This is a genomic window from Thalassospira sp. (assembly GCF_040218635.1).
Lineage (GTDB): Bacteria > Pseudomonadota > Alphaproteobacteria > Rhodospirillales > Thalassospiraceae > Thalassospira.
Genome location: NZ_JAVJRB010000002.1, coordinates 49,489 through 67,742, shown reverse-complemented (window position 1 = coordinate 67,742; position 18,254 = coordinate 49,489). Strand labels below are relative to the sequence as shown.

General features: G+C 52.2%; 16 protein-coding genes. 7 read left to right on the top strand and 9 right to left on the bottom strand.

What is annotated here, in order from left to right:
• The first annotated feature begins 37 nt into the window (after positions 1–37).
• The 3 genes from ubiA to RIC05_RS00935 all read left to right on the top strand — a co-directional run bounded on the left by ubiA (position 38) and on the right by RIC05_RS00935 (position 3,646).
• A complete protein-coding gene (gene ubiA / locus RIC05_RS00945) occupies positions 38–991 on the top strand; it encodes a 4-hydroxybenzoate octaprenyltransferase (RefSeq protein ID WP_350047921.1) in 954 nt (317 codons plus the stop codon).
• 77 nt (positions 992–1,068) lie between these two features.
• Positions 1,069–2,868 carry a cation:proton antiporter gene (locus RIC05_RS00940; RefSeq protein WP_350047919.1) on the top strand — a complete coding sequence of 600 codons (1,800 nt, stop codon included), beginning with the start codon at positions 1,069–1,071 and terminating at the stop codon, positions 2,866–2,868.
• A 70-nt stretch (positions 2,869–2,938) separates the two neighbouring features.
• Positions 2,939–3,646, top strand: a complete 708-nt coding sequence (locus RIC05_RS00935; RefSeq protein ID WP_350047917.1) for a class I SAM-dependent methyltransferase — start codon at positions 2,939–2,941, stop codon at positions 3,644–3,646.
• Between the two features lie 80 nt (positions 3,647–3,726).
• Here RIC05_RS00935 and RIC05_RS00930 read toward each other — a convergent pair whose 3' ends face one another.
• The 3 genes from RIC05_RS00930 to RIC05_RS00920 all read right to left on the bottom strand — a co-directional run bounded on the left by RIC05_RS00930 (position 3,727) and on the right by RIC05_RS00920 (position 6,874).
• Entirely contained in the window at positions 3,727–5,424 is a 1,698-nt protein-coding gene (locus RIC05_RS00930; protein WP_350047915.1) for a methyl-accepting chemotaxis protein, read from the bottom strand.
• Between the two features lie 326 nt (positions 5,425–5,750).
• Positions 5,751–6,500 carry a hypothetical protein gene (locus RIC05_RS00925; protein ID WP_350047913.1) on the bottom strand — a complete coding sequence of 250 codons (750 nt, stop codon included), beginning with the start codon at positions 6,498–6,500 and terminating at the stop codon, positions 5,751–5,753.
• Positions 6,501–6,517: 17 nt separating this feature from the next.
• The gene (locus RIC05_RS00920) at positions 6,518–6,874 is read right to left on the bottom strand and encodes a DUF4170 domain-containing protein (protein WP_350047911.1); all 357 of its coding nucleotides are present in this window, start codon (positions 6,872–6,874) and stop codon (positions 6,518–6,520) included.
• 264 nt (positions 6,875–7,138) lie between these two features.
• Between RIC05_RS00920 and RIC05_RS00915 the strand changes: the two genes are divergently transcribed.
• Positions 7,139–8,665, top strand: a complete 1,527-nt coding sequence (locus RIC05_RS00915) for a UbiD family decarboxylase (RefSeq protein ID WP_350047909.1) — start codon at positions 7,139–7,141, stop codon at positions 8,663–8,665.
• Between the two features lie 10 nt (positions 8,666–8,675).
• On the opposite strand, the gene RIC05_RS00910 is transcribed toward RIC05_RS00915, so the two are convergent.
• The 3 genes from RIC05_RS00910 to RIC05_RS00900 form a co-directional block, all read right to left on the bottom strand.
• Positions 8,676–8,966 carry a CcdB family protein gene (locus RIC05_RS00910; protein ID WP_350047907.1) on the bottom strand — a complete coding sequence of 97 codons (291 nt, stop codon included), beginning with the start codon at positions 8,964–8,966 and terminating at the stop codon, positions 8,676–8,678.
• Positions 8,966–9,208 carry a type II toxin-antitoxin system CcdA family antitoxin gene (locus RIC05_RS00905; protein ID WP_350047903.1) on the bottom strand — a complete coding sequence of 81 codons (243 nt, stop codon included), beginning with the start codon at positions 9,206–9,208 and terminating at the stop codon, positions 8,966–8,968. The genes RIC05_RS00910 and RIC05_RS00905 overlap by 1 nt, the downstream gene beginning before the upstream one ends.
• 61 nt (positions 9,209–9,269) lie before the next feature.
• The gene (locus tag RIC05_RS00900; protein WP_350047901.1) at positions 9,270–9,881 is read right to left on the bottom strand and encodes a hypothetical protein; all 612 of its coding nucleotides are present in this window, start codon (positions 9,879–9,881) and stop codon (positions 9,270–9,272) included.
• Between the two features lie 229 nt (positions 9,882–10,110).
• Here RIC05_RS00900 and RIC05_RS00895 point away from each other — a divergent pair, with 229 nt between their 5' ends.
• Positions 10,111–11,460 carry a TldD/PmbA family protein gene (locus tag RIC05_RS00895; protein WP_350047899.1) on the top strand — a complete coding sequence of 450 codons (1,350 nt, stop codon included), beginning with the start codon at positions 10,111–10,113 and terminating at the stop codon, positions 11,458–11,460.
• 88 nt (positions 11,461–11,548) lie between these two features.
• On the opposite strand, the gene RIC05_RS00890 is transcribed toward RIC05_RS00895, so the two are convergent.
• Positions 11,549–13,597 carry a methyl-accepting chemotaxis protein gene (locus RIC05_RS00890; protein ID WP_350047897.1) on the bottom strand — a complete coding sequence of 683 codons (2,049 nt, stop codon included), beginning with the start codon at positions 13,595–13,597 and terminating at the stop codon, positions 11,549–11,551.
• Positions 13,598–13,911: 314 nt separating this feature from the next.
• A complete protein-coding gene (locus tag RIC05_RS00885; protein WP_350047895.1) occupies positions 13,912–14,871 on the bottom strand; it encodes a diacylglycerol/lipid kinase family protein in 960 nt (319 codons plus the stop codon).
• Between the two features lie 219 nt (positions 14,872–15,090).
• Between RIC05_RS00885 and RIC05_RS00880 the strand changes: the two genes are divergently transcribed.
• Complete coding sequence (locus RIC05_RS00880) at positions 15,091–16,008, top strand: UDP-2,3-diacylglucosamine diphosphatase (RefSeq protein ID WP_350042428.1); 918 nt, start codon at positions 15,091–15,093, stop codon at positions 16,006–16,008.
• Positions 16,005–17,150 (top strand): glycosyltransferase family 4 protein, encoded by a 1,146-nt coding sequence (locus RIC05_RS00875; RefSeq protein ID WP_350047893.1) that lies wholly within the window; start codon positions 16,005–16,007, stop codon positions 17,148–17,150. Before RIC05_RS00880 ends, RIC05_RS00875 begins: the two co-directional genes overlap by 4 nt.
• A gap of 56 nt (positions 17,151–17,206) precedes the next feature.
• Here RIC05_RS00875 and RIC05_RS00870 read toward each other — a convergent pair whose 3' ends face one another.
• Complete coding sequence (locus tag RIC05_RS00870) at positions 17,207–18,019, bottom strand: BUD32 family EKC/KEOPS complex subunit (RefSeq protein WP_350047891.1); 813 nt, start codon at positions 18,017–18,019, stop codon at positions 17,207–17,209.
• Positions 18,020–18,254 lie beyond the last annotated feature (235 nt).

The following is an 18,254-nucleotide window of genomic DNA, read 5'->3' as shown; positions in this document are numbered from 1 at the left end:
CGGCATCGTGAAAAGTTTTTTGTTAGATAGGCCATTTATGACACAGGTCAACCAACCAATACAGAATACCAAGAACGATATGCCGCAAGACGGTTGGATTGATCGGCTTATGCCCCCTTCTGTGCGCCCCTATCTAAAACTTTTGCGTCTCGACCGGCCGATTGGAACGTGGCTTTTGCTGTTACCGTGCTGGTGGTCAACCGCGATGGCCGGTGGTTTAAGTTCCGATATAACGGCAAAGCAGATCGTGATCATGATGGCGCTGTTTGGGCTTGGCGCCATCATCATGCGCGGTGCGGGATGTGTCATCAATGATCTGGCTGATCGTAACTTTGACGGCAAAGTCGAACGCACCACCACCCGCCCACTGCCAAGTGGTCAGGTCAAAGTATGGCAGGCATTGCTGTTTCTTGGCTTCATGATGCTGTTGGGCTTGGCCATTCTTGTTCAGTTCCGGATTGAAGCGATCATTGTCGGCATCTGTTCGATCCCGATCATTGTCACCTATCCCTTCATGAAGCGGATCACCTATTGGCCGCAGGCCTGTCTTGGCCTTGCCTTTAACTGGGGTGCGCTTGTCGGGTGGACAGCAGTCACCGGCACGGTCGAACCCGCCGCGATTGCCATGTATGCCGCAGGCTTTTTCTGGACGCTGGGTTATGACACCATCTATGCCCATCAGGACAAGGATGATGATGCCAAGATCGGCTTAAAATCGCTGGCCTTGCGGCTGGGGGATGCCACGCCCAAATGGGCCAAGGGGTTTTATACCATGACCACCTTGCTGCTTGGCATTTCCGGGATGCTGGCCGATTTGCACTGGTCGTATTTTGTACTGCTGGGTCTTGCGGGCATTCATTTGGGTTGGCAGGTCGCGACAGTTAAACTTGATGATGCCGCCAATTGCCTGAAACGGTTTAAATCGAACCGCGATTACGGATTATTGGTTTTGGCCGCAATTGTCATTTCCCATTTAATTGCAATTGCCTGATAACAGCACACACAGGGTTGGGGTTTTGAAACCACACACCATCTGTCTGTTTTTGTGACATTTATAAGGGCGCGTTTATGGCCGCACCGCTTGCCTTGATGATTGCGGGCCTGATCCTTGCCGGGGTTGGGGCCCAATGGTTTGCATGGCGCGCAGGTGTGCCTGCCATTGTCTTGCTTTCCGCCCTTGGACTGATCCTTGGCCCGGGGACAGGCTTGCTTGATCCGGTTGCTGATTTCGGCCCGTTGCTTCAGCCCTTGATCGCCGTTGCTGTCGCCGTCATTTTGTTTGAAGGCGGGCTTGCGCTTGATTTCCGCGAATTGCGCCACAGTGTCAGCGGTATCTTACGCCTGACCACGGCAGCCCCGCTTATTGCGTGGCTTTTAGGGACCTTGGCAGCCCATTATCTGGCCGGGTTGGAATGGCCGGTCGCAGCCCTGTTTGGCGGGATCATGATCGTCACGGGGCCAACAGTAATTGCCCCGTTGCTGCGCCACGCCCGACTATCCAAACATCCCGCCACGCTTTTGAAATGGGAAGGCATCGTCAATGATCCAATCGGGGCTTTGTTTGCCGTTCTGGTTTACGAAATCATTGTCGCCCTTGAACGGGGTAACGGATTAAGTGGCGCGATTGGCCATCTGGCCTTTAACGTCTTTATTGCCGTTGCGATTGGCCTTGTTGCCGGTTTTTGCACCGTGCAGGTCTTTCGCCGAGGCTGGATCCCGGAATTTCTTAAGGCGCCATTGGTTTTAGGCGTCTTGCTGACTTGTTTTTCCGGGGCAAACATTGTTCAGGAAGAAACCGGTCTTTTGGCCGTCACGGTTCTGGGACTTGTCATTGGCAATGCACATCTGATGGCGATTGATGAAATCCGCCGGTTTAAAGAAACCCTGACCGTCATTCTGGTTTCAAGTGTCTTCATCATTCTGACCGCGACGTTGAAATGGTCGATGGTCGAAGAATTGACATGGGGCCATGGCCTGTTTGTTGCCGTGATGCTGTTTGTTGTCCGCCCGGTATCAATCATGGGCGCGCTCAGCTTTTCAAAAATTGAATGGCGTGAACGGCTTTTGGTTGGCTGGATCGCACCGCGCGGGATTGTTGCCGTCGCGGTGTCGGGGCTGTTTGGCACCGAACTTGTCCATCTTGGCTATGCCGATGGCGCACTTTTGATCCCGCTTGCCTTTGCCATGGTGTTTTCAACCGTGGTTCTGCACGGGTTTTCCATTCGTCCGATGGCGCAGCATCTTGGGCTGGCGGTGAATGGCCCGCCCGGCGTTTTGATTGTTGGCGCGCATCAATGGACCATTGATCTGGCAACCCGATTGGACGAACTTGATATTCCCGTCGTGATTACCGATTCACGGTGGCATGCCCTGCGGCCTGCCCGTGAAGCGGGCCTTACCACGTTCTACGGCGAAGTTTTATCTGAGGTGTTTGAACATCACCTTGATACCAGCGCGCTTGGCAAATTAATCGCCGCCACCGACAACGATGCCTATAACACGCTTGTCTGCAGCGATTTCGCCCCTGAATTTGGCCGTCGATCCGTCTTTCAAACCGGCATTCACCGCACATCAGAAGATCGCAGCCGCCACAGTGCCAACCAGACGCTGGGCGGATTACCGTTTTGCGCAGAACCGCTGACCACGGATGATATCCGGCGAAATTATCGCAGCGGAATATCTGTTCGCCAAACCCGGCTAACCGACGGTTTCGGATGGGATGATTTCATAGCCCTTCACGCAGAAACACCGACTGTTCTGGCAATGGTGCGCGGCAATCAATTGTTTATCGGAAACGACATCCCCAAAGCCAAACCGCGCGATGTGATCTTGTATCTTGGGGCCGGCGATACAGACAGCCCATCATAAAGAACCGCTTGCTCATAACCCGCAAAGCCGATACTCCCGGGCACATGATCATTGTCAAAGCACCCATGCCATGACCGAGAATGTCTTTGCCGACGCCCTTGTGCCAGAAGTCGACGATCCGCAATTTGCCGATCTGATCGAAACGTTTACCGTGCCCGCACGCGTGCCGTTGGCCCCGGAAATCGAGATGTATCTTGCAACCCACATCACCCCCCTTTGGCAGGTGACCGAAGATATTCTGGGTGTGCTTGATATCCCGCCCCCCTATTGGGCCTTTGCATGGCCCGGTGGGCAGGCGATCACGCGCTATATTCTTGATCATCCTGAAATGGTGCGCGGCAAGCGTGTGCTTGATTTTGCCTGTGGCGGGGGCATGCAGGCGATTGCCTGTGTCATGGCCGGTGCAGCAGATATTCTGGCAAATGACATTGACCCGGTCGCGATCACGGCAACCCGCCTGAATGCCACGCATAACGGCGTTGAATTCGCCACCACGACCGAAAACTTTGTTGGAACCGTTGCGCCGGAAAAACGTTGGGATGTGATTTTTGCCGGTGATGTTTGCTATCAACAGGATATGGCAAATGCCGTCCTGCAATGGTTGATGGCCGAAGCCCGCCTTGGCACGCGCGTTATCCTTGCCGATCCGGGGCGGACCTATGCCCCGACGCATAATATTGACGAACTGGAAACCTATGACGTGCCAGTTGATGTCGCGGTCGAGGATACCGAAACGAAATTCACCCGCATATGGCAGCTTTTACCCGACCGTGGGTAGTCAACCATTCGCGAAAAAGCCCGGTAAACCAAATGGTCTCCGGGCTTTTGCATATACGGATTTCTATCGGCTGAGTACGATCAGCTCGCGATGCTTCTCACGCAATCATTCAACTCGTTAATGCCGCGAAACACGAACTGAATGTTTTTCGAGATATCCTGCGTGACGCTGGTCTGTTCTTCCACCGCCGATGCGACGGAATCGACATAACCGCTCACGGTTTCTGCGGATGCTGAAATGCCGTCGGTCGATTCCACCACGCGTCTGGTGATGCTCATCATCGCCTGGATCTGCGTTTCAATTTCATCGGTTGCCTTGGCTGTTTGATTGGCAAGGTTTTTGACCTCACCTGCGACAACGGCAAAGCCTTTGCCTGCTTCGCCGGCACGGGCGGCCTCGATTGTTGCATTGAGTGCCAGCAAGTTCACCTGTTCGGCAAGATCACGAATGATCTGCACCACACCGGCCATGGATTCAGACGTCGTTTCCAGATCGGCACGGACTTTGTTGGCTTCTTCGGTTTTGGCAACAATATCGGTCATCGCGATTTGCGATCTATGCATGCTTTCGCTGATTTCCTGAATCGCTGCGAGCATTTCCTCTGACGCACTGGCAACGGCTTCGGCACTGCTGCTTGATCCTTCTGCCAGATCCTTGGCCTTGCGACGTGCTTGGACCTGTCTTGTAATGTCCGTCGCATATTTCACGACTTTGAACGGGCGACCATTCATATCCATGACGGGATTGTAGCTGGCCTGTATCCAGACTTCGCGACCACCTTTGCCAAACCGCCGAAACTCGGCAACTTTATGTTCGCCGCGACGCAATGCATCCCAGAATTCTTTGTAAGGTGCGCTGTTGGCTTCTGCGGGATCAATAAAGATGCTGTGATGTTTGCCTTTGACTTCCGAAAGCTGATAGCCCATGGCATCAAGGAAGTTGGAATTGGCATTGCGAATGGTGCCATCCATGTCAAACGAGATCACGGCTTGTGATTTGTGAATGGCATCAATCTGCCCGGAAAAATCAGCAGCCTGAAGTTTCTGCGCGGTAATATCGGTCGCATATTTTACGACCTTGAACGGTCGTCCCGCCATATCCATGATCGGATTGTAACTGGCCTGAATCCAGACTTCTTTGCCACCTTTGCCGAACCGCTGATATTCAGCCGCCAGGTGTTTCCCGGAACGCAACTTGCTCCAAAATTCCCGGTATTCATCACTTTTGGCGAATTTTTCATCGACAAAGATGCGATGGTGCTTGCCCTTCACTTCGTCAAGCGAATAGCCCATGGCACCAAGGAAGTTATCGTTTGCATCAAGGATCGTGCCTTCAAGATCAAACTCGATCACCGCCTGTGATTTGCCAATCGCGTCAATCTGGCCGACATAGTCGGCGGCTTTTAATTTGCGTGCGGTAATGTCGCTTGCGATCTTGAGAACTTTGTATGGCTTGCCGCTGTTATTAAGCACGGAATTGTAAGTCGCCTGTATCCAGACTTCCCTGCCACCCTTGCCAAACCGCTGAAATTCAGCCGTAAAAGATTCCCCGGAATTTAGCCGATCCCAGAATGATTTGTATTCCGCACTTTTGGCAAATTGCCCGTCGACAAACATGCTGTGATGTTTGCCACGGACTTCTGACAGCTCATAGCCCATCAGCTTCAGAAAATTGCTGTTTGCATCAATGATCTTACCATCAAGCGAAAACTCAATCGTTCCCTGCGACTGTTTTATCGCCTGGACGATATGGCGATCATCGCCCCCTGAACCAAACATATTCCATCTCCCAAAAACACGATACGTAACAACACGCACGTGTATTCACGGCGCATATTGCATGCACCACCACTATCCTCCCAGGAGTTACCATTCAAAGTTTTGGAACTTGTGTTGCACTCCAAGTTCCATGTGGGATTGAATTTGACCGATCGTTCCTAATTCAACCGGACAAATGTTCCGCGCTGATGGCGGGTTTTCCTAAATCCCACGATAACAGTATGATTTTGCACCACTTATTTCGCCACTCTTACATAAAGAGCAAGGATATTAAACTAGTCGTATGTATATATAGGGTCGAATTTACGATGATTACAGGGTGCAGGTCATTTTATGGGAAACCGGGCGGCGACGGCTGTGCGGAAAGCCTGATCGTCGATCATGCGCAGCACAAACTCCGGTTGCATGACGTATCCTGCCCGTCGTGCAAGATGGTCAATCATGTCCCATTGATTAAGCGCCTTAAACCTTCGCCCCTGTGCCTCTATCGCCGAGACGGCAAAAATATCACTCTGATCAAATACATGCCCGGCAACCGATTGATATATCCCGACATGATCGGGCATCACACCACAATCAAGTTCGATATCGCGCCCATGAAGCTGTTGATAGCTGTAATGGCTCGGCACAGATTCCGTGACATGCATATGGCTGAGTTGATTGGCGGTAAGCCAGGTGACTGCAACACGTACCTTTGTTCCCGGTGACGGGGCCAATGTGGCGGGTATCGCGCCATAGCCGGTCATATGCGCGGAATAGACGATGTCATGATGATCCATCCAGCCATGAGTGACCAGAATCGCATCTGACAGGTTCTGATGGGAAAATTTCCGGCTTAGTTGCACCGGCGCACGATTTGACCCGACCGCGAGAACCGGCATCCGGCCATGGGCCAGACGCGCAATATCGCCCTGTCCGACCGGCTCACACGCACCGGCTTTAAACAGGAAATCATGGTCAGGCGCGGCATAAGGATACAAAAACGCGCGCAGGAGTTCCTGCGCGCGTGGATGTTGTTCGATCTGTGCGCGCAACACGGGGTCCGTGATGGTCTGCGCGTCAGAAAGCGAAAACATGGTTTGGTCTTTCCGGCTTAGCCTTCGACGACGCGATAACGGCAATTGCAGTTATCGACATACTGCCATGCCAGTTTTGACCAGGCTTTCTCGGCATCTTCAAAGGTTGCAAACGGACCGTGGCGTTCTTCTTCGCCACCGACCGGCGTTTCGAATTCGGTGGTTTCATATTCACCACCAACAACCCAGTATTCTTCGAGGCGTTCAACGCGATAACGCGAATTTGCATCATCAACCGACTGCCAGGCCATTTTCGACCAGTGCTTTTCTGCGTCTTCGAAGCTGCCAAACGGACCAATTTTGGTTTCTTCGCCAACCGGCGCGTCAAAACCTGTATCCTGATAGGTGCCCCCGATAACCCAATATTTGGCCATCTGTGCGTCCTTCATGTTTTGGTAAGTTGCCAATGCGCGTGTTGTGGGCCACGCGACTCATAATCTAACCCATGTATAACCAAATGATGCGCCAACCAAAACCGCAAAATTATGTCTGATCATGCAACGCAGCATCCCGTATATATTTGGGGAGCAGTTTGTAAAGTTGCAAACCGTCGCTTTGACCAACAGCAAGGTTGTTCCAAAGCGCCCCACCGCGTATGAAGACAGACATATTTTAAAGATCAGCAGATGACAGGTGCCATGCCCTATCAATCCCTTCGTGACTTCATGGATGCGCTGGAAAAAACCGGCCGTCTTGTTCGCGTCACAGAACCGGTTTCCCCCAATCTTGAAATGACCGAAATTCAAACACGCCTTCTGGCCGAAGGTGGCCCTGCGGTTCTGTTTGAAAATGTTGTCGGGGATGATGGCAAAAAATACGACATGCCGGTTCTGGTCAATCTGTTTGGCACGGTGGACCGGGTTGCTGCGGGCATGAACCGCAAGCCCGAAGAACTGCGCGAAGTTGGCGAAACGCTGGCCTTCCTTAAACAGCCTGAACCACCTGCCAGTCTCCGCGAAGCCTTTTCCATGCTGCCATTGGCCAAAACCGTGATGGCGATGAAGCCCAAAACGGTGACGAAGGCCCCGTGTCAGGAAATCGTCCTTCAAGGCGATGATATTGATCTCACAAAAATCCCGGTTCAATCCTGCTGGCCGGGCGAGCCTGCACCCTTGATCACCTGGCCGCTGGTTGTTACCCAAGGCCCGACGGCCGGGGAAAAAGGCGGCGATAAACGTGATGTGTTTAACCTTGGCATCTATCGCATGCAGGTGCTGGGCAAAAACAAAACCATTATGCGGTGGTTAAAACATCGCGGTGGCGCTCAGCATCATGCCCGCTGGAAAAAAGAAAAACCCGATCCGCTGCCAGCCGCCATTGTGTTGGGTGCCGATCCCGGCACCATTTTGGCCGCCGTCACACCCGTTCCTGATACCCTGTCGGAATACCAGTTTGCCGGCTTGCTGCGCGGGGAGAAGGTCGAACTGGTTGATTGTAAAACCGTTCCGCTGAAAGTCCCGGCAACGGCCGAGATCATTCTGGAAGGCTACGTATCACTTGATGAATATGCGCCTGAAGGGCCATATGGCGATCACACTGGCTATTATAATTCGGTCGAAGACTTCCCGGTCTTTACCGTGACCGCAATTACGATGCGTAAAGACCCGATCTATCTATCGACCTTTACCGGCCGTCCGCCAGATGAGCCATCGGTTTTGGGCGAAGCCTTGAACGACGTCTTCGTCCCGTTGCTTCAACAACAGTTCCCCGAAATCGTCGATTTCTGGCTACCGCCCGAAGGATGCAGCTATCGCATCGCGGTCGTATCGATGAAAAAGGCTTATGCCGGTCATGCCAAGCGCGTGATGATGGGGGTTTGGTCGTTCCTGCGTCAATTCATGTACACCAAATTTGTCATCGTGGTGGATGACGACATTGATGTGCGCGACTGGAAAGACGTCATGTGGGCGATTTCAACCCGGATGGACCCGGTGCGCGACATCACCACCGTCACCGACACCCCGATTGATTATCTTGATTTCGCATCCCCGGTCAGTGGCCTTGGCGGCAAGCTTGGCCTTGATGCCACCAACAAACTTCCCGGAGAAACCAACCGGGAATGGGGTGAGAAGATTTTTATGGATGATGACATCATTGATCGCGTCGATCAGAAATGGGATCGCTATGGTTTGCCCGGATCGGGTAAGAAAATCTGGAAAGACTAGGTTCACGGCATCAAATCCCGTGAAAGACCATATCCAATGCGTTGGTGAGGGGGAAGGCATCTTCAAACTCACCAACTTTCTCTGCCAAATCTGATGCGCTAAGCGTTGCGATGAACTGGGGCAAAAGCACCCATACATCGCCACCAATCTGTATTGTAGGATTGAGCCTGTCGGCAGGTATCGGAAATTCTGACATCGGCTTTAACGGGACAACGACGCGTGTGCGAAGATCTGAAAGAAGATCGGACTGCACATCAACGACGTAGCCTGCTTCAAACCGGAAAATATCGCCCCTTGCCATCAGAACTTCCGGTGCAATGCCAACGGAATGCCCTGTCGATCAACATAGCTATTGCTGGCTTCCAAGGCGGCTTTGTTATCCTGCTGCCAAAGGGCCGCACGTTGTTTGACAACCGCCTCCCTCAAACCAAGCTCTGCTGTTCGGGAAATATTGATCCCCAAAGCCTTCGCTTCGTTCAACAGTTCAACATCAAGACTAATATTGGTCGCCTTTCGCTGTGGCTTCGCGGAAGAAACCGTCATTTGAACCCCGCTTTCATGCGCATATCGCTTGCGCATATTCTACCAACAAACAGACGCCGACTCAATTCCGGAAAAAGAACCAGTGATCACCGTTCCCTGTGGCCTGTTCCGAGTAAAAGAACTGCGGCGCATCACACATGAAATCATCAATTCGGATTGAAAAGTTACATAACTTCTCATCGCCGATCACTTCGCCCATATATTCAACGCTGTTTTCCTGCCAGCTCATGACCGGCGGCGCGGTTTCGTCATAAAGGCACAGGGCAAACTGCTCGGAACTTTCAAACGGGATATAGCGGATTTCGCTTTGATCCTTGCCACCATGATTGGTCACAAACAGCAATGCGAATTGCGGGCCTTCAGGACTGTCAAGATCAAGCCAACCGGCAATCCGGTCGACCACATCATCACAGGTAAAATCACCGGTCAGCATTTGATGACGGTAGTTTTGGGCATATTGCCCGCCCTGAATGCGCATCTCGCTGTAAAGTTGGGCCGCAGATACCGGGTCGGTCTGGCCATCGGCATTGAGCGTCCAGACACCATCCGCGTTCGGGTTTTCATCGGCCTGAGCGATTTGACCACCCCAAGCGATCAGAACCAGCCCAACCAGCAAAACCGCCCATCGCGCAAACTGGTTCTTTGATTTTTCCCGGTGGGTTGCAAATTTCATCTAATCGGGTCCTGAAATGATCGGTGACTTTATTTTTCCATTATAACAGGAAGATGGTTCCGTATGGCAAAAGACATGCCCTTGCTGATCGACCTTTTGTCTGCCAACTCTATGATCAGAAGCTTGGCACATCACATTGCAGGGGTCTTTTTCTTTCGGGCCTTTGCGAATGCGTTTCTGCCCCCTATAACATAGCCTAAGAACCACATTCCGACATGAGGGAGCCTCCATGCCCAAGACCGACATGACACTTGATCGCATCAACGATTTGCTGGCACGCGCAAAAAAGGCCGGTGCGGATGACGCAGATGCCGTCTATGTCGAAGGAACGTCGCTTTCGGTTGCGCAACGTCTGGGCAAGCTCGAGAAGCTTGAACGTTCCGAAGGGGCCGATCTTGGCCTGCGCGTTCTGATTGGCAAGCAACAGGCTGTTGTATCCTCGTCCGATACCAGCGAGGCCGCCCTTAACGAACTTGTTGAACGCGCTGTTGCCATGGCGAAAAACGCACCTGAAGATCCCTATTGCGGTATTGCCGATCCTTCCGAACTTGCCGAAACGTTCGATGTTGACGCGCTTGAACTCTGTGAACCGGGCGAAGTTGATCAGGCAAAAATGATCGAATGGGCGACGGCTTGTGAAGAAGCTGCACGGTCGGTCGAAGGCATCACCAATTCCGAAGGATCGGAAGCCGGTTGGGGACGTCATCAAGTTACGCTGGCCGCCACCAATGGCTTTGCCAATTGCTATGCCGGGTCAGGCAGCCATATCTCGGTATCGGTCATCGCCGGTGCTGGTACAGGCATGGAGCGCGATTATGATTATGACAGCGCGGTGTTTTCAACCGATCTGCGCGATCCGGTCGATATCGGCAAACAGGCAGCAGAAAAAACGCTGCGCCGTCTGAACCCGCGCAAAGTCAAAAGCACGCAAGTGCCGGTGATTTATAGCCCACGTGTGTCATCCTCAATCGTTGGGCATCTGTCTGGTGCCATCAATGGATCGGGCATTGCACGTGGGACCAGCTTCCTTCTTGATGCAATGGGCAATGAAATCTTTGCCCCGCATATCAACATCGTTGATGACCCGCACCGCAAACGTGGCCTGCGGTCCAAGCCGTTCGATGCCGAAGGGGTGGCAAACCAGAAACGGTATCTGATCGAAAACGGTGTTTTGAAAACCTGGGTCATGGATTTGCGATCTGCACGCCAACTGGGCCTGAAATCCACCGGCAACGCATCGCGTGGGGCCGGTAGCCTTCCGGGGCCTTCGACCACCAACCTTTACATGGAACCGGGAACGATTTCCCCCGAAGATATGATCAAGGACATCAAGCAAGGCCTTTACATCACCGAGATGATCGGCAGCAGTGTGAATGGTGTCACCGGCGATTATTCGCGCGGTGCATCCGGGTACTGGATTGAAAATGGTGAACTGGCCTATCCGGTGTCTGAAATCACCGTTGCGGGCAATCTCAAAGAAATGTTCAAAACCGTGGTTCCGGCAAACGACCTTACATTCAAATACGGCACCAATGCCCCGACATTGCGTGTTGATGGCATGACATTGGCCGGGCAGTAACCGCACACTTTCCATGCATCGTTGTTAATTTAGAACACCCGGTCAGATGTCTGACCGGGTGTTCTTTTTTCAGGTTGGAAATTCTGTCCTAAGCGGTGCGGATGGTATCAACAAAATGATCTGTCGCCCCCTTAAGCGTCGTAAAGTTTTGCGACAGCATGCTGACCGCACGCAAAACATCCGACGATGCAGAACCCGCTTCGTTTACCGCAGAACTAACAGTTGCAATATTTGAGCTGACCACAGTTGTCCCGGTTGCGGCCTGTTCAACATTGAACGCAATCTCGCGGGTCGCGGCACTTTGTTCCTCAATCGCCGAGGATATTGTGGCGATGATCCCGTCCATTTCCCCAACCGTTTTGCCGATTGCCTCTATCTGATTTACGGCACTGCCTGTACGCGATTGCAGATTATCGACATAACGTGCGATTTCCTCGGTTGCCTTGGTGGTTTGATCCGACAGGTTTTTGACCTCGTTGGCGACCACGGCAAACCCGCGACCGGCTTCCCCGGCGCGCGCGGCTTCAATTGTTGCGTTAAGCGCCAGCATGTTGGTTTGATCGGCGATCTCGGAGATCATTTTAAGGACTGTTGCAATGCCTTCGGATGCATCAACCAGTTCTTTCATATCTCTTTGGGTTTGACGAACTTGCCCGACCGCATTGCGCGCAACTTCCGAGGAATGGACGACTTGTCGGTTGATTTCCTCGATCGAGGTATTGAGTTCTTCAGTCGCGGATGCAACAGAATGCACATTGCCGCTGGCCTGCTCGGTGGCAGAAGCGACCGTTATGGTTTGCTCGGACGCCGAACTTGCCAAGCGCGACATGGCATCCGCCGTCGCCTGAAGCTCTACCGCGGCGGCTGCAACTGTTTCAATGATCTGCCCAACATCGGTGTTAAAGGTATCAGCCGTGGTGTTCATGAAGGCACGCTGAACTTCTTTGGCACGTTTTTCGTCTTCGATTGCCTTGGCTTCAAGTTCATCATTACGAATGGCGTTGTCCTTGAATACCTGAACTGCGCCTGCCATTTGTCCGATCTCATCCTTGCGGCTCTGCCATGGAATGACGACGGTCAGATCATGATCGGCAAGCTTGCGCATTAGGGCCGTGATCGCAATGATCGGTTTGGACAAACGATCCCCGATCAGGACGGCAACCGCAATACCCAAAACCATTCCAATCACGGATGCGATCAGAATTTCCATTTCCGCCAAACCGATTTCATCAATCACACGTTCAAAAATCGAATGTTCGACCGCTGCAATTTCGGCGGTAAGTTCTTCGGTATCGCGAATGATCAGGTCTGCGGCAGTTTTCATATCGCCATTAACTGTGTCGACAATGGTCAGCTCGTCCGCACGGATTTTATCAAAAGCCGAACGATAATCTTCAAACAGGGTCATGGCATCATTAAGAACCAGCTTGTCTTCCTGACTGCTCATGAACGGCCCAAGATCCAAAAGCCCTTTTTCGAGCATCCCGAACTCGCTCGCAGCCTTTTCGCCAAAGCTGTCATCCTGACGACCGATCAGAATGTTGGCGTAAAGTCGGGCCAGCAAAGCATGTTCACGGGCTGCTACCGCCTTTTTAAGGACCTCGATATTTCCCGATGATTCGGCGCGTGCAATCAATGCATTAAGATCTGCAACAACTTTGATCCCGTCGGGTTCCAGCCGTTCGACAATAAGTGCGTGATACTCATCGCTCAAAATTTTGATTTTTTCGAAATCTTTCAGATATCGCTCCAGCGTTGTCGAAATTTCCTCGACACGGGCTCGATGTGCGTCAGATGCAAAACTGTTTAAGGCCTTGTCCAGCAATGGCCGAATGATCGCCGCTGTTTGGAAAACCTTCTCGGCATCTTCGGCGTGTCCTGTATTTGCAAACTCGCGTGCATGGCTGGTAAAGCGCAGAAATTCGACTTCGATCTTGGCAATAAGTCCGGCTTCCTCGACATGGATGGCATATTCATCCACATCGTGCGAAACGCGTACAAAGCTGTAATACGCGAAAGCCAACGCCGAAATCAGAACGACGAGTACGCTTGCAAAACCTAACAGGATTTTGGTTCGCACCCTTAGATTTTCCAAAACCCCGACACGCGATTGAATTGACGATACGTCGGCTGTCATCCGAATTCTCCCTTCTGCCACTGCACCCCGAAACACCATTATGGCAAAGCATGAGAAATACCCCTTTCCATACTCCCCCCACAGGAACCCCGTGCAACACTATCCCATGACATATGGTCAACCTATGAGCGAATAAAAGAAGGCGTTATGAATTAACCACAGCAAACTGGAACCATTCAAAAATAAGCAACCCATGCGCTTGCACTAAACCAAGCCAACAGGAAATTCCCTACTCTTAAGGATGATATTCTCTTGCCATGGTTGCATTCGAATGCGCGTTTCTCTGGAAATAGCAGGTCCGTGACTGCCAAAAATCAATCGGCGGCAATTTGCAAAAGTACCTGCCCGTGGCGCTGATCGTCCGCGGCACTGTCATTGTGCTGCATTGCATAGGCAGATGGCACCATTAACCGCACCGGATAAGGCGACAATGTGATTTCGCACGGAAGCTTACCTGCACTTTCGCCATCAATCTGCAAGGGTGCGGGGCCGCAATGGCTTTCAATCGTGATGCGCTCCGCCCGCACGACGGAAACGTCGGTCTGTTCGTGCAAGCGATTAAGGGTCAGGGCCAATCCGTAACGCGATAAGGCACCGATGCTATTTCCGGGCATTAAAACCACGTCAAAGGCATTGTCAGTCAGTTTTGCACTCGGTGATATGATGAACGCGCCACCATAATGTTGGGCATGGGTAACAACGACGCCGGCAACCCGATAGTTTTCCCGGCCAATATTCACTTCAAAATCACGATGGCGCGGAAAGATAATATTGCGGATACCTTCAAGAACATACGCCCCCTTACCGATCATGCGTTTAAGCTTAAGCGACACATTGGCAACGGTATCGGCATCCGTCCCCATTCCGACCATCAGGAAGAATGCCCGCCCGTTTACCAAGCCCGGGCGAACCCAGACCATGCCGGGATTGTTGATATAATCGGCAACGGCCTGGGCTTTGCATTCCAGCCCGACCTCAACGGCCAACACATTGGCCGTCCCCAAGGGGATAACGCCAAGGGGTGGTACCTCATGCCCGTCAATCTGGGCATCAAGCAACCCGTTCAGGGCCTCGTTTAACGATCCATCCCCACCTGCAACGAACAGACGCTGATGTGCACGCACTTTGCGCGCAAGTTCACGGGCATGTCCGGGATGGGTGGTTTGCAACAATTCCACCTTGATCCCCGCATGCTGCAGAATCTTGGACAAAAACCGTTGTTTATTGCCACCCGCACGTGGATTGAAGATCACAGTCACACCGGCATGGGTCATTCAGAACACACTTCCGAAATAAAACCGAAATAAATCATACATACGCACTACCATATGAAAGAAAACATGTAACAGTTGCTTTACAGAACTGCGAAATTTCTGTGAACGGGTTATATGTTCGCGCGTTTTATTTTAAACCGATACTGGTTGGGGACAGTATTCGGCGTTTTAAACCGTCGGGTTCCAGCCATCCTTTTGGCAGGATACGGAGGAGCGGCAATGACAGCGATGACGCTGCAACCGCATTACCGCACGGTCTGGATTTCAGACGTCCATTTGGGGACACGTGGATGTCAGGCAGATCTTCTTTTGGATTTCCTCAATGAAGTAACGGCAGACACCTATTATCTGGTCGGTGACATTATTGATGGCTGGCGGCTTAAGAAAAGCTGGCATTGGCCGGAAAGTCATCACGCCGTTATCACGACAATCATGGAAAAGGCAAAAAATGGCGCCAAAGTTATCTTTGTGCCCGGAAACCATGATGAATTTGCCCGCGAGTTTGTCGACATGACATTCGGGCATGTCGAAGTTAAAATGAACGACATTCACGAAACAGCCGATGGCAAACGCCTTTTGGTCATTCATGGCGATGAATTTGACGGGGTTGTTAAATACGCCAAGTGGCTCGCCTATCTTGGCGATACGGCTTACAATTTCGCCATTACGCTTAACCGCTATTACAACGGTATTCGCCGTCGCCTTGGCTATGGATATTGGTCGCTTTCGGCCTATCTTAAGAACCGGGTGAAAAATGCGGTTCAATTCATCTGCAACTTTGAAAACGCCGTCGCTCACGCCGCTGCCAAACGCAAGGTGGATGGTGTGGTTTGCGGGCATATCCATCATGCCGAAAAACGCATGATCGGGGATGTGCTTTATTGCAATGACGGTGACTGGGTCGAAAGCTGTACCGCGCTTGTCGAAGACATGGATGGCAAGCTGGAACTACTTCATTGGGCCGAAATGCGTCAAATGGCCATGACCCATTCCACACCCGGTCGCGATGCCGCCAGTGCGCCGTCGCTTGGCCTTGGTAAACTGATTTCCATGTTCCGTATCGCCCATGCTTCGGGCAGTTCCGCATCCAACGCGTCCCAAAAGCGCGATGATGCACCGATTGGAAAGACTGCATGAAAATACTGATCGTAACCGATGCCTGGTATCCACAGGTCAACGGTGTTGTCCGTACCCTTGAAACCGTACGGGGCGAGTTGGGCGAGATGGGGCATGACGTGCATGTCATCTCGCCCGATCAGTTTAAAACCATTCCCTGCCCAACCTATCCGGAAATCCGCTTGGCCCTGTTTGCCAAACGCAAAATGGCCAAAATGATCGAAGCCCTGCACCCGGTCGCGATCCATATTTCGACCGAGGGACCGTTGGGTCAGGCCGCACGGGCTTATTGCCTTAAAAAAGGCTTGCCCTTCTCGACCGCCTATCACACCCGTTTCCCGGAATATATTCATGCGCGGTGGCGCTTGCCCCTTTCGATTTCCTATCGCGGCATGCGGAAATTCCATTCGAAATCCCAATCGGTGATGGTTGCAACCGAAAGCCTGCGTCAGGAACTCTCTGATTGGGGGTTCAACAACCTTCACATCTGGTCGCGCGGGGTTGATTTAAACCTGTTTCGCCCACAGCCTGAGGCAAGCTTTGGTGATTTCCCAAAACCGCACTGGCTGTTTGTCGGACGGGTTGCTGTGGAAAAGAATATTGGTCATTTTCTCGACCTTGATTTGCCCGGCACGAAATTCGTCGTCGGCGATGGCCCGCAGCTAGGCGAGCTGAAGGGCAAATATCCCAACGCACAGTTTCTGGGCAAAAAAATCGGTGAAGAATTGGCAAACGCTTTTTCCGCCGCAGATGTCTTTGTTTTCCCCAGCAAGACCGACACCTTTGGCCTCGTTATTCTGGAAGCCTTGGCATCAGGCACGCCGGTTGCTGTCTTCCCGGTTCAGGGCCCCGCCGACATTGTCCGCGACACCAGGGCCGGTGCAATTGATGCCGACCTTCGCGAAGCTGCCATGGCTGCGTTGGAACTTAAAGGCGAAGACGCCCGCGCCTTGGCCGAACAATATAGCTGGCATAATTCCGCCAGCCAGTTTCTGCATAATCTGGCACCATTTTCCGGTGGATTTGATGGGGTTGAGGCCATTCGCATATCCCTTGATGACGCAGCACGACACATGTCAGAGGACATTAAAAGCCACACTGACAGCGATAAGACAGCTGCGCCAAACGACACGACTGCACCGATCGGTCAGCCAGCACAATAAGGTGCTGGCGCCCCGTTCGGTTACATGCAGATATGGGCGTTAAACTAGAAGTGCGATCAAGGCTTAATTGCTTCTTCACGCAAGGTTTTGCGCAATATGCGATAGGCGCCTAGGCCATTGATCGCATCGGTCCCCAACCAACGCCGGAAGGGACGCAAGATCAGATAGACCGGGCGCAGCAAGCCGAACACTTTTCGAAGCGGCACAAGTTGCGGCGCATCGGCACCTGCTGCACGCATATAGGCATGCCAACCTAAACGCAGAAATTCCGGGCGTTTTTTGAATTCACGCTGGATCGAAAAGACAAACAACAAGATGTCCCGCGCCTGCGCATCAATCATTGGCATGCGGGCATTTGGATCTTCTTCAAAATCAATAAACCCAATCTTTCCGTCGTCCCGAAGAGTCATATTTCGCAACAATGGTGCACCATGCGCCTTACCGGCATGGTGCAGTTCGGCCAAGGCCGCACCCGCAGAAGATATGTGGTCTTTGACAGCTTCCAGATTATTGGCAAACATGTCGTCTTCAATGCGCGTTTGCAAAATGCCGCCATTATCCCCAATGGCCAGCCAGTTCTGTCCGATATCAACAATGTCGGGAACAAGAACCCCTTGGCTTGCGAGTTTCCGCAAGGTGTTGGCTTCGCTTTCAAGACCTGCTTGCCCACCGGCAGACACCGTCGGGCGCAGCAAAGCAATGCCAGTAATGTTGGCAAGAAACCGCTGCAACCGGTGCCAGACTTTGTGTTTTGCCGGAACCGCCTGTTTGACCCAGATACGGCGGTTTTCCCAGCGCAGCGCAAAAACGCGCGCGCCAACACCTTGGGCTATTGTATGTTCGACAAGTAGGTGGAGTTGCTCGTTCATTTTTTTGTCTTATATGTCGCTCTTCGTCATCTGCGGACCAACAGACCGATTTTGTGCCCATCACACGTCTCCAGTGGCTTGCCGCCTATGTCCGGGCATGCTAGCAACAGCGCGTGTAATAAATCTTATTTTGAGGCCATATCCATATAGATAGTATCGAATTGATACAATCGGAAATGGCGCGAACGACCAGGAAGAGATCATTGCGAAATAATCCGATGGACCCGACTGCTGA

Coding starts and splice junctions, on each gene's coding strand:
- ubiA (WP_350047921.1), top strand. CDS start 38: ATGACACAGGTCAACCAACCAATACAGAATACCAAGAACGATATGCCG.
- RIC05_RS00940 (WP_350047919.1), top strand. CDS start 1,069: ATGGCCGCACCGCTTGCCTTGATGATTGCGGGCCTGATCCTTGCCGGG.
- RIC05_RS00935 (WP_350047917.1), top strand. CDS start 2,939: ATGACCGAGAATGTCTTTGCCGACGCCCTTGTGCCAGAAGTCGACGAT.
- RIC05_RS00930 (WP_350047915.1), bottom strand. CDS start 5,424: ATGTTTGGTTCAGGGGGCGATGATCGCCATATCGTCCAGGCGATAAAA.
- RIC05_RS00925 (WP_350047913.1), bottom strand. CDS start 6,500: ATGTTTTCGCTTTCTGACGCGCAGACCATCACGGACCCCGTGTTGCGC.
- RIC05_RS00920 (WP_350047911.1), bottom strand. CDS start 6,874: ATGGCCAAATATTGGGTTATCGGGGGCACCTATCAGGATACAGGTTTT.
- RIC05_RS00915 (WP_350047909.1), top strand. CDS start 7,139: ATGCCCTATCAATCCCTTCGTGACTTCATGGATGCGCTGGAAAAAACC.
- RIC05_RS00910 (WP_350047907.1), bottom strand. CDS start 8,966: ATGGCAAGGGGCGATATTTTCCGGTTTGAAGCAGGCTACGTCGTTGAT.
- RIC05_RS00905 (WP_350047903.1), bottom strand. CDS start 9,208: ATGACGGTTTCTTCCGCGAAGCCACAGCGAAAGGCGACCAATATTAGT.
- RIC05_RS00900 (WP_350047901.1), bottom strand. CDS start 9,881: ATGAAATTTGCAACCCACCGGGAAAAATCAAAGAACCAGTTTGCGCGA.
- RIC05_RS00895 (WP_350047899.1), top strand. CDS start 10,111: ATGCCCAAGACCGACATGACACTTGATCGCATCAACGATTTGCTGGCA.
- RIC05_RS00890 (WP_350047897.1), bottom strand. CDS start 13,597: ATGACAGCCGACGTATCGTCAATTCAATCGCGTGTCGGGGTTTTGGAA.
- RIC05_RS00885 (WP_350047895.1), bottom strand. CDS start 14,871: ATGACCCATGCCGGTGTGACTGTGATCTTCAATCCACGTGCGGGTGGC.
- RIC05_RS00880 (WP_350042428.1), top strand. CDS start 15,091: ATGACAGCGATGACGCTGCAACCGCATTACCGCACGGTCTGGATTTCA.
- RIC05_RS00875 (WP_350047893.1), top strand. CDS start 16,005: ATGAAAATACTGATCGTAACCGATGCCTGGTATCCACAGGTCAACGGT.
- RIC05_RS00870 (WP_350047891.1), bottom strand. CDS start 18,019: ATGAACGAGCAACTCCACCTACTTGTCGAACATACAATAGCCCAAGGT.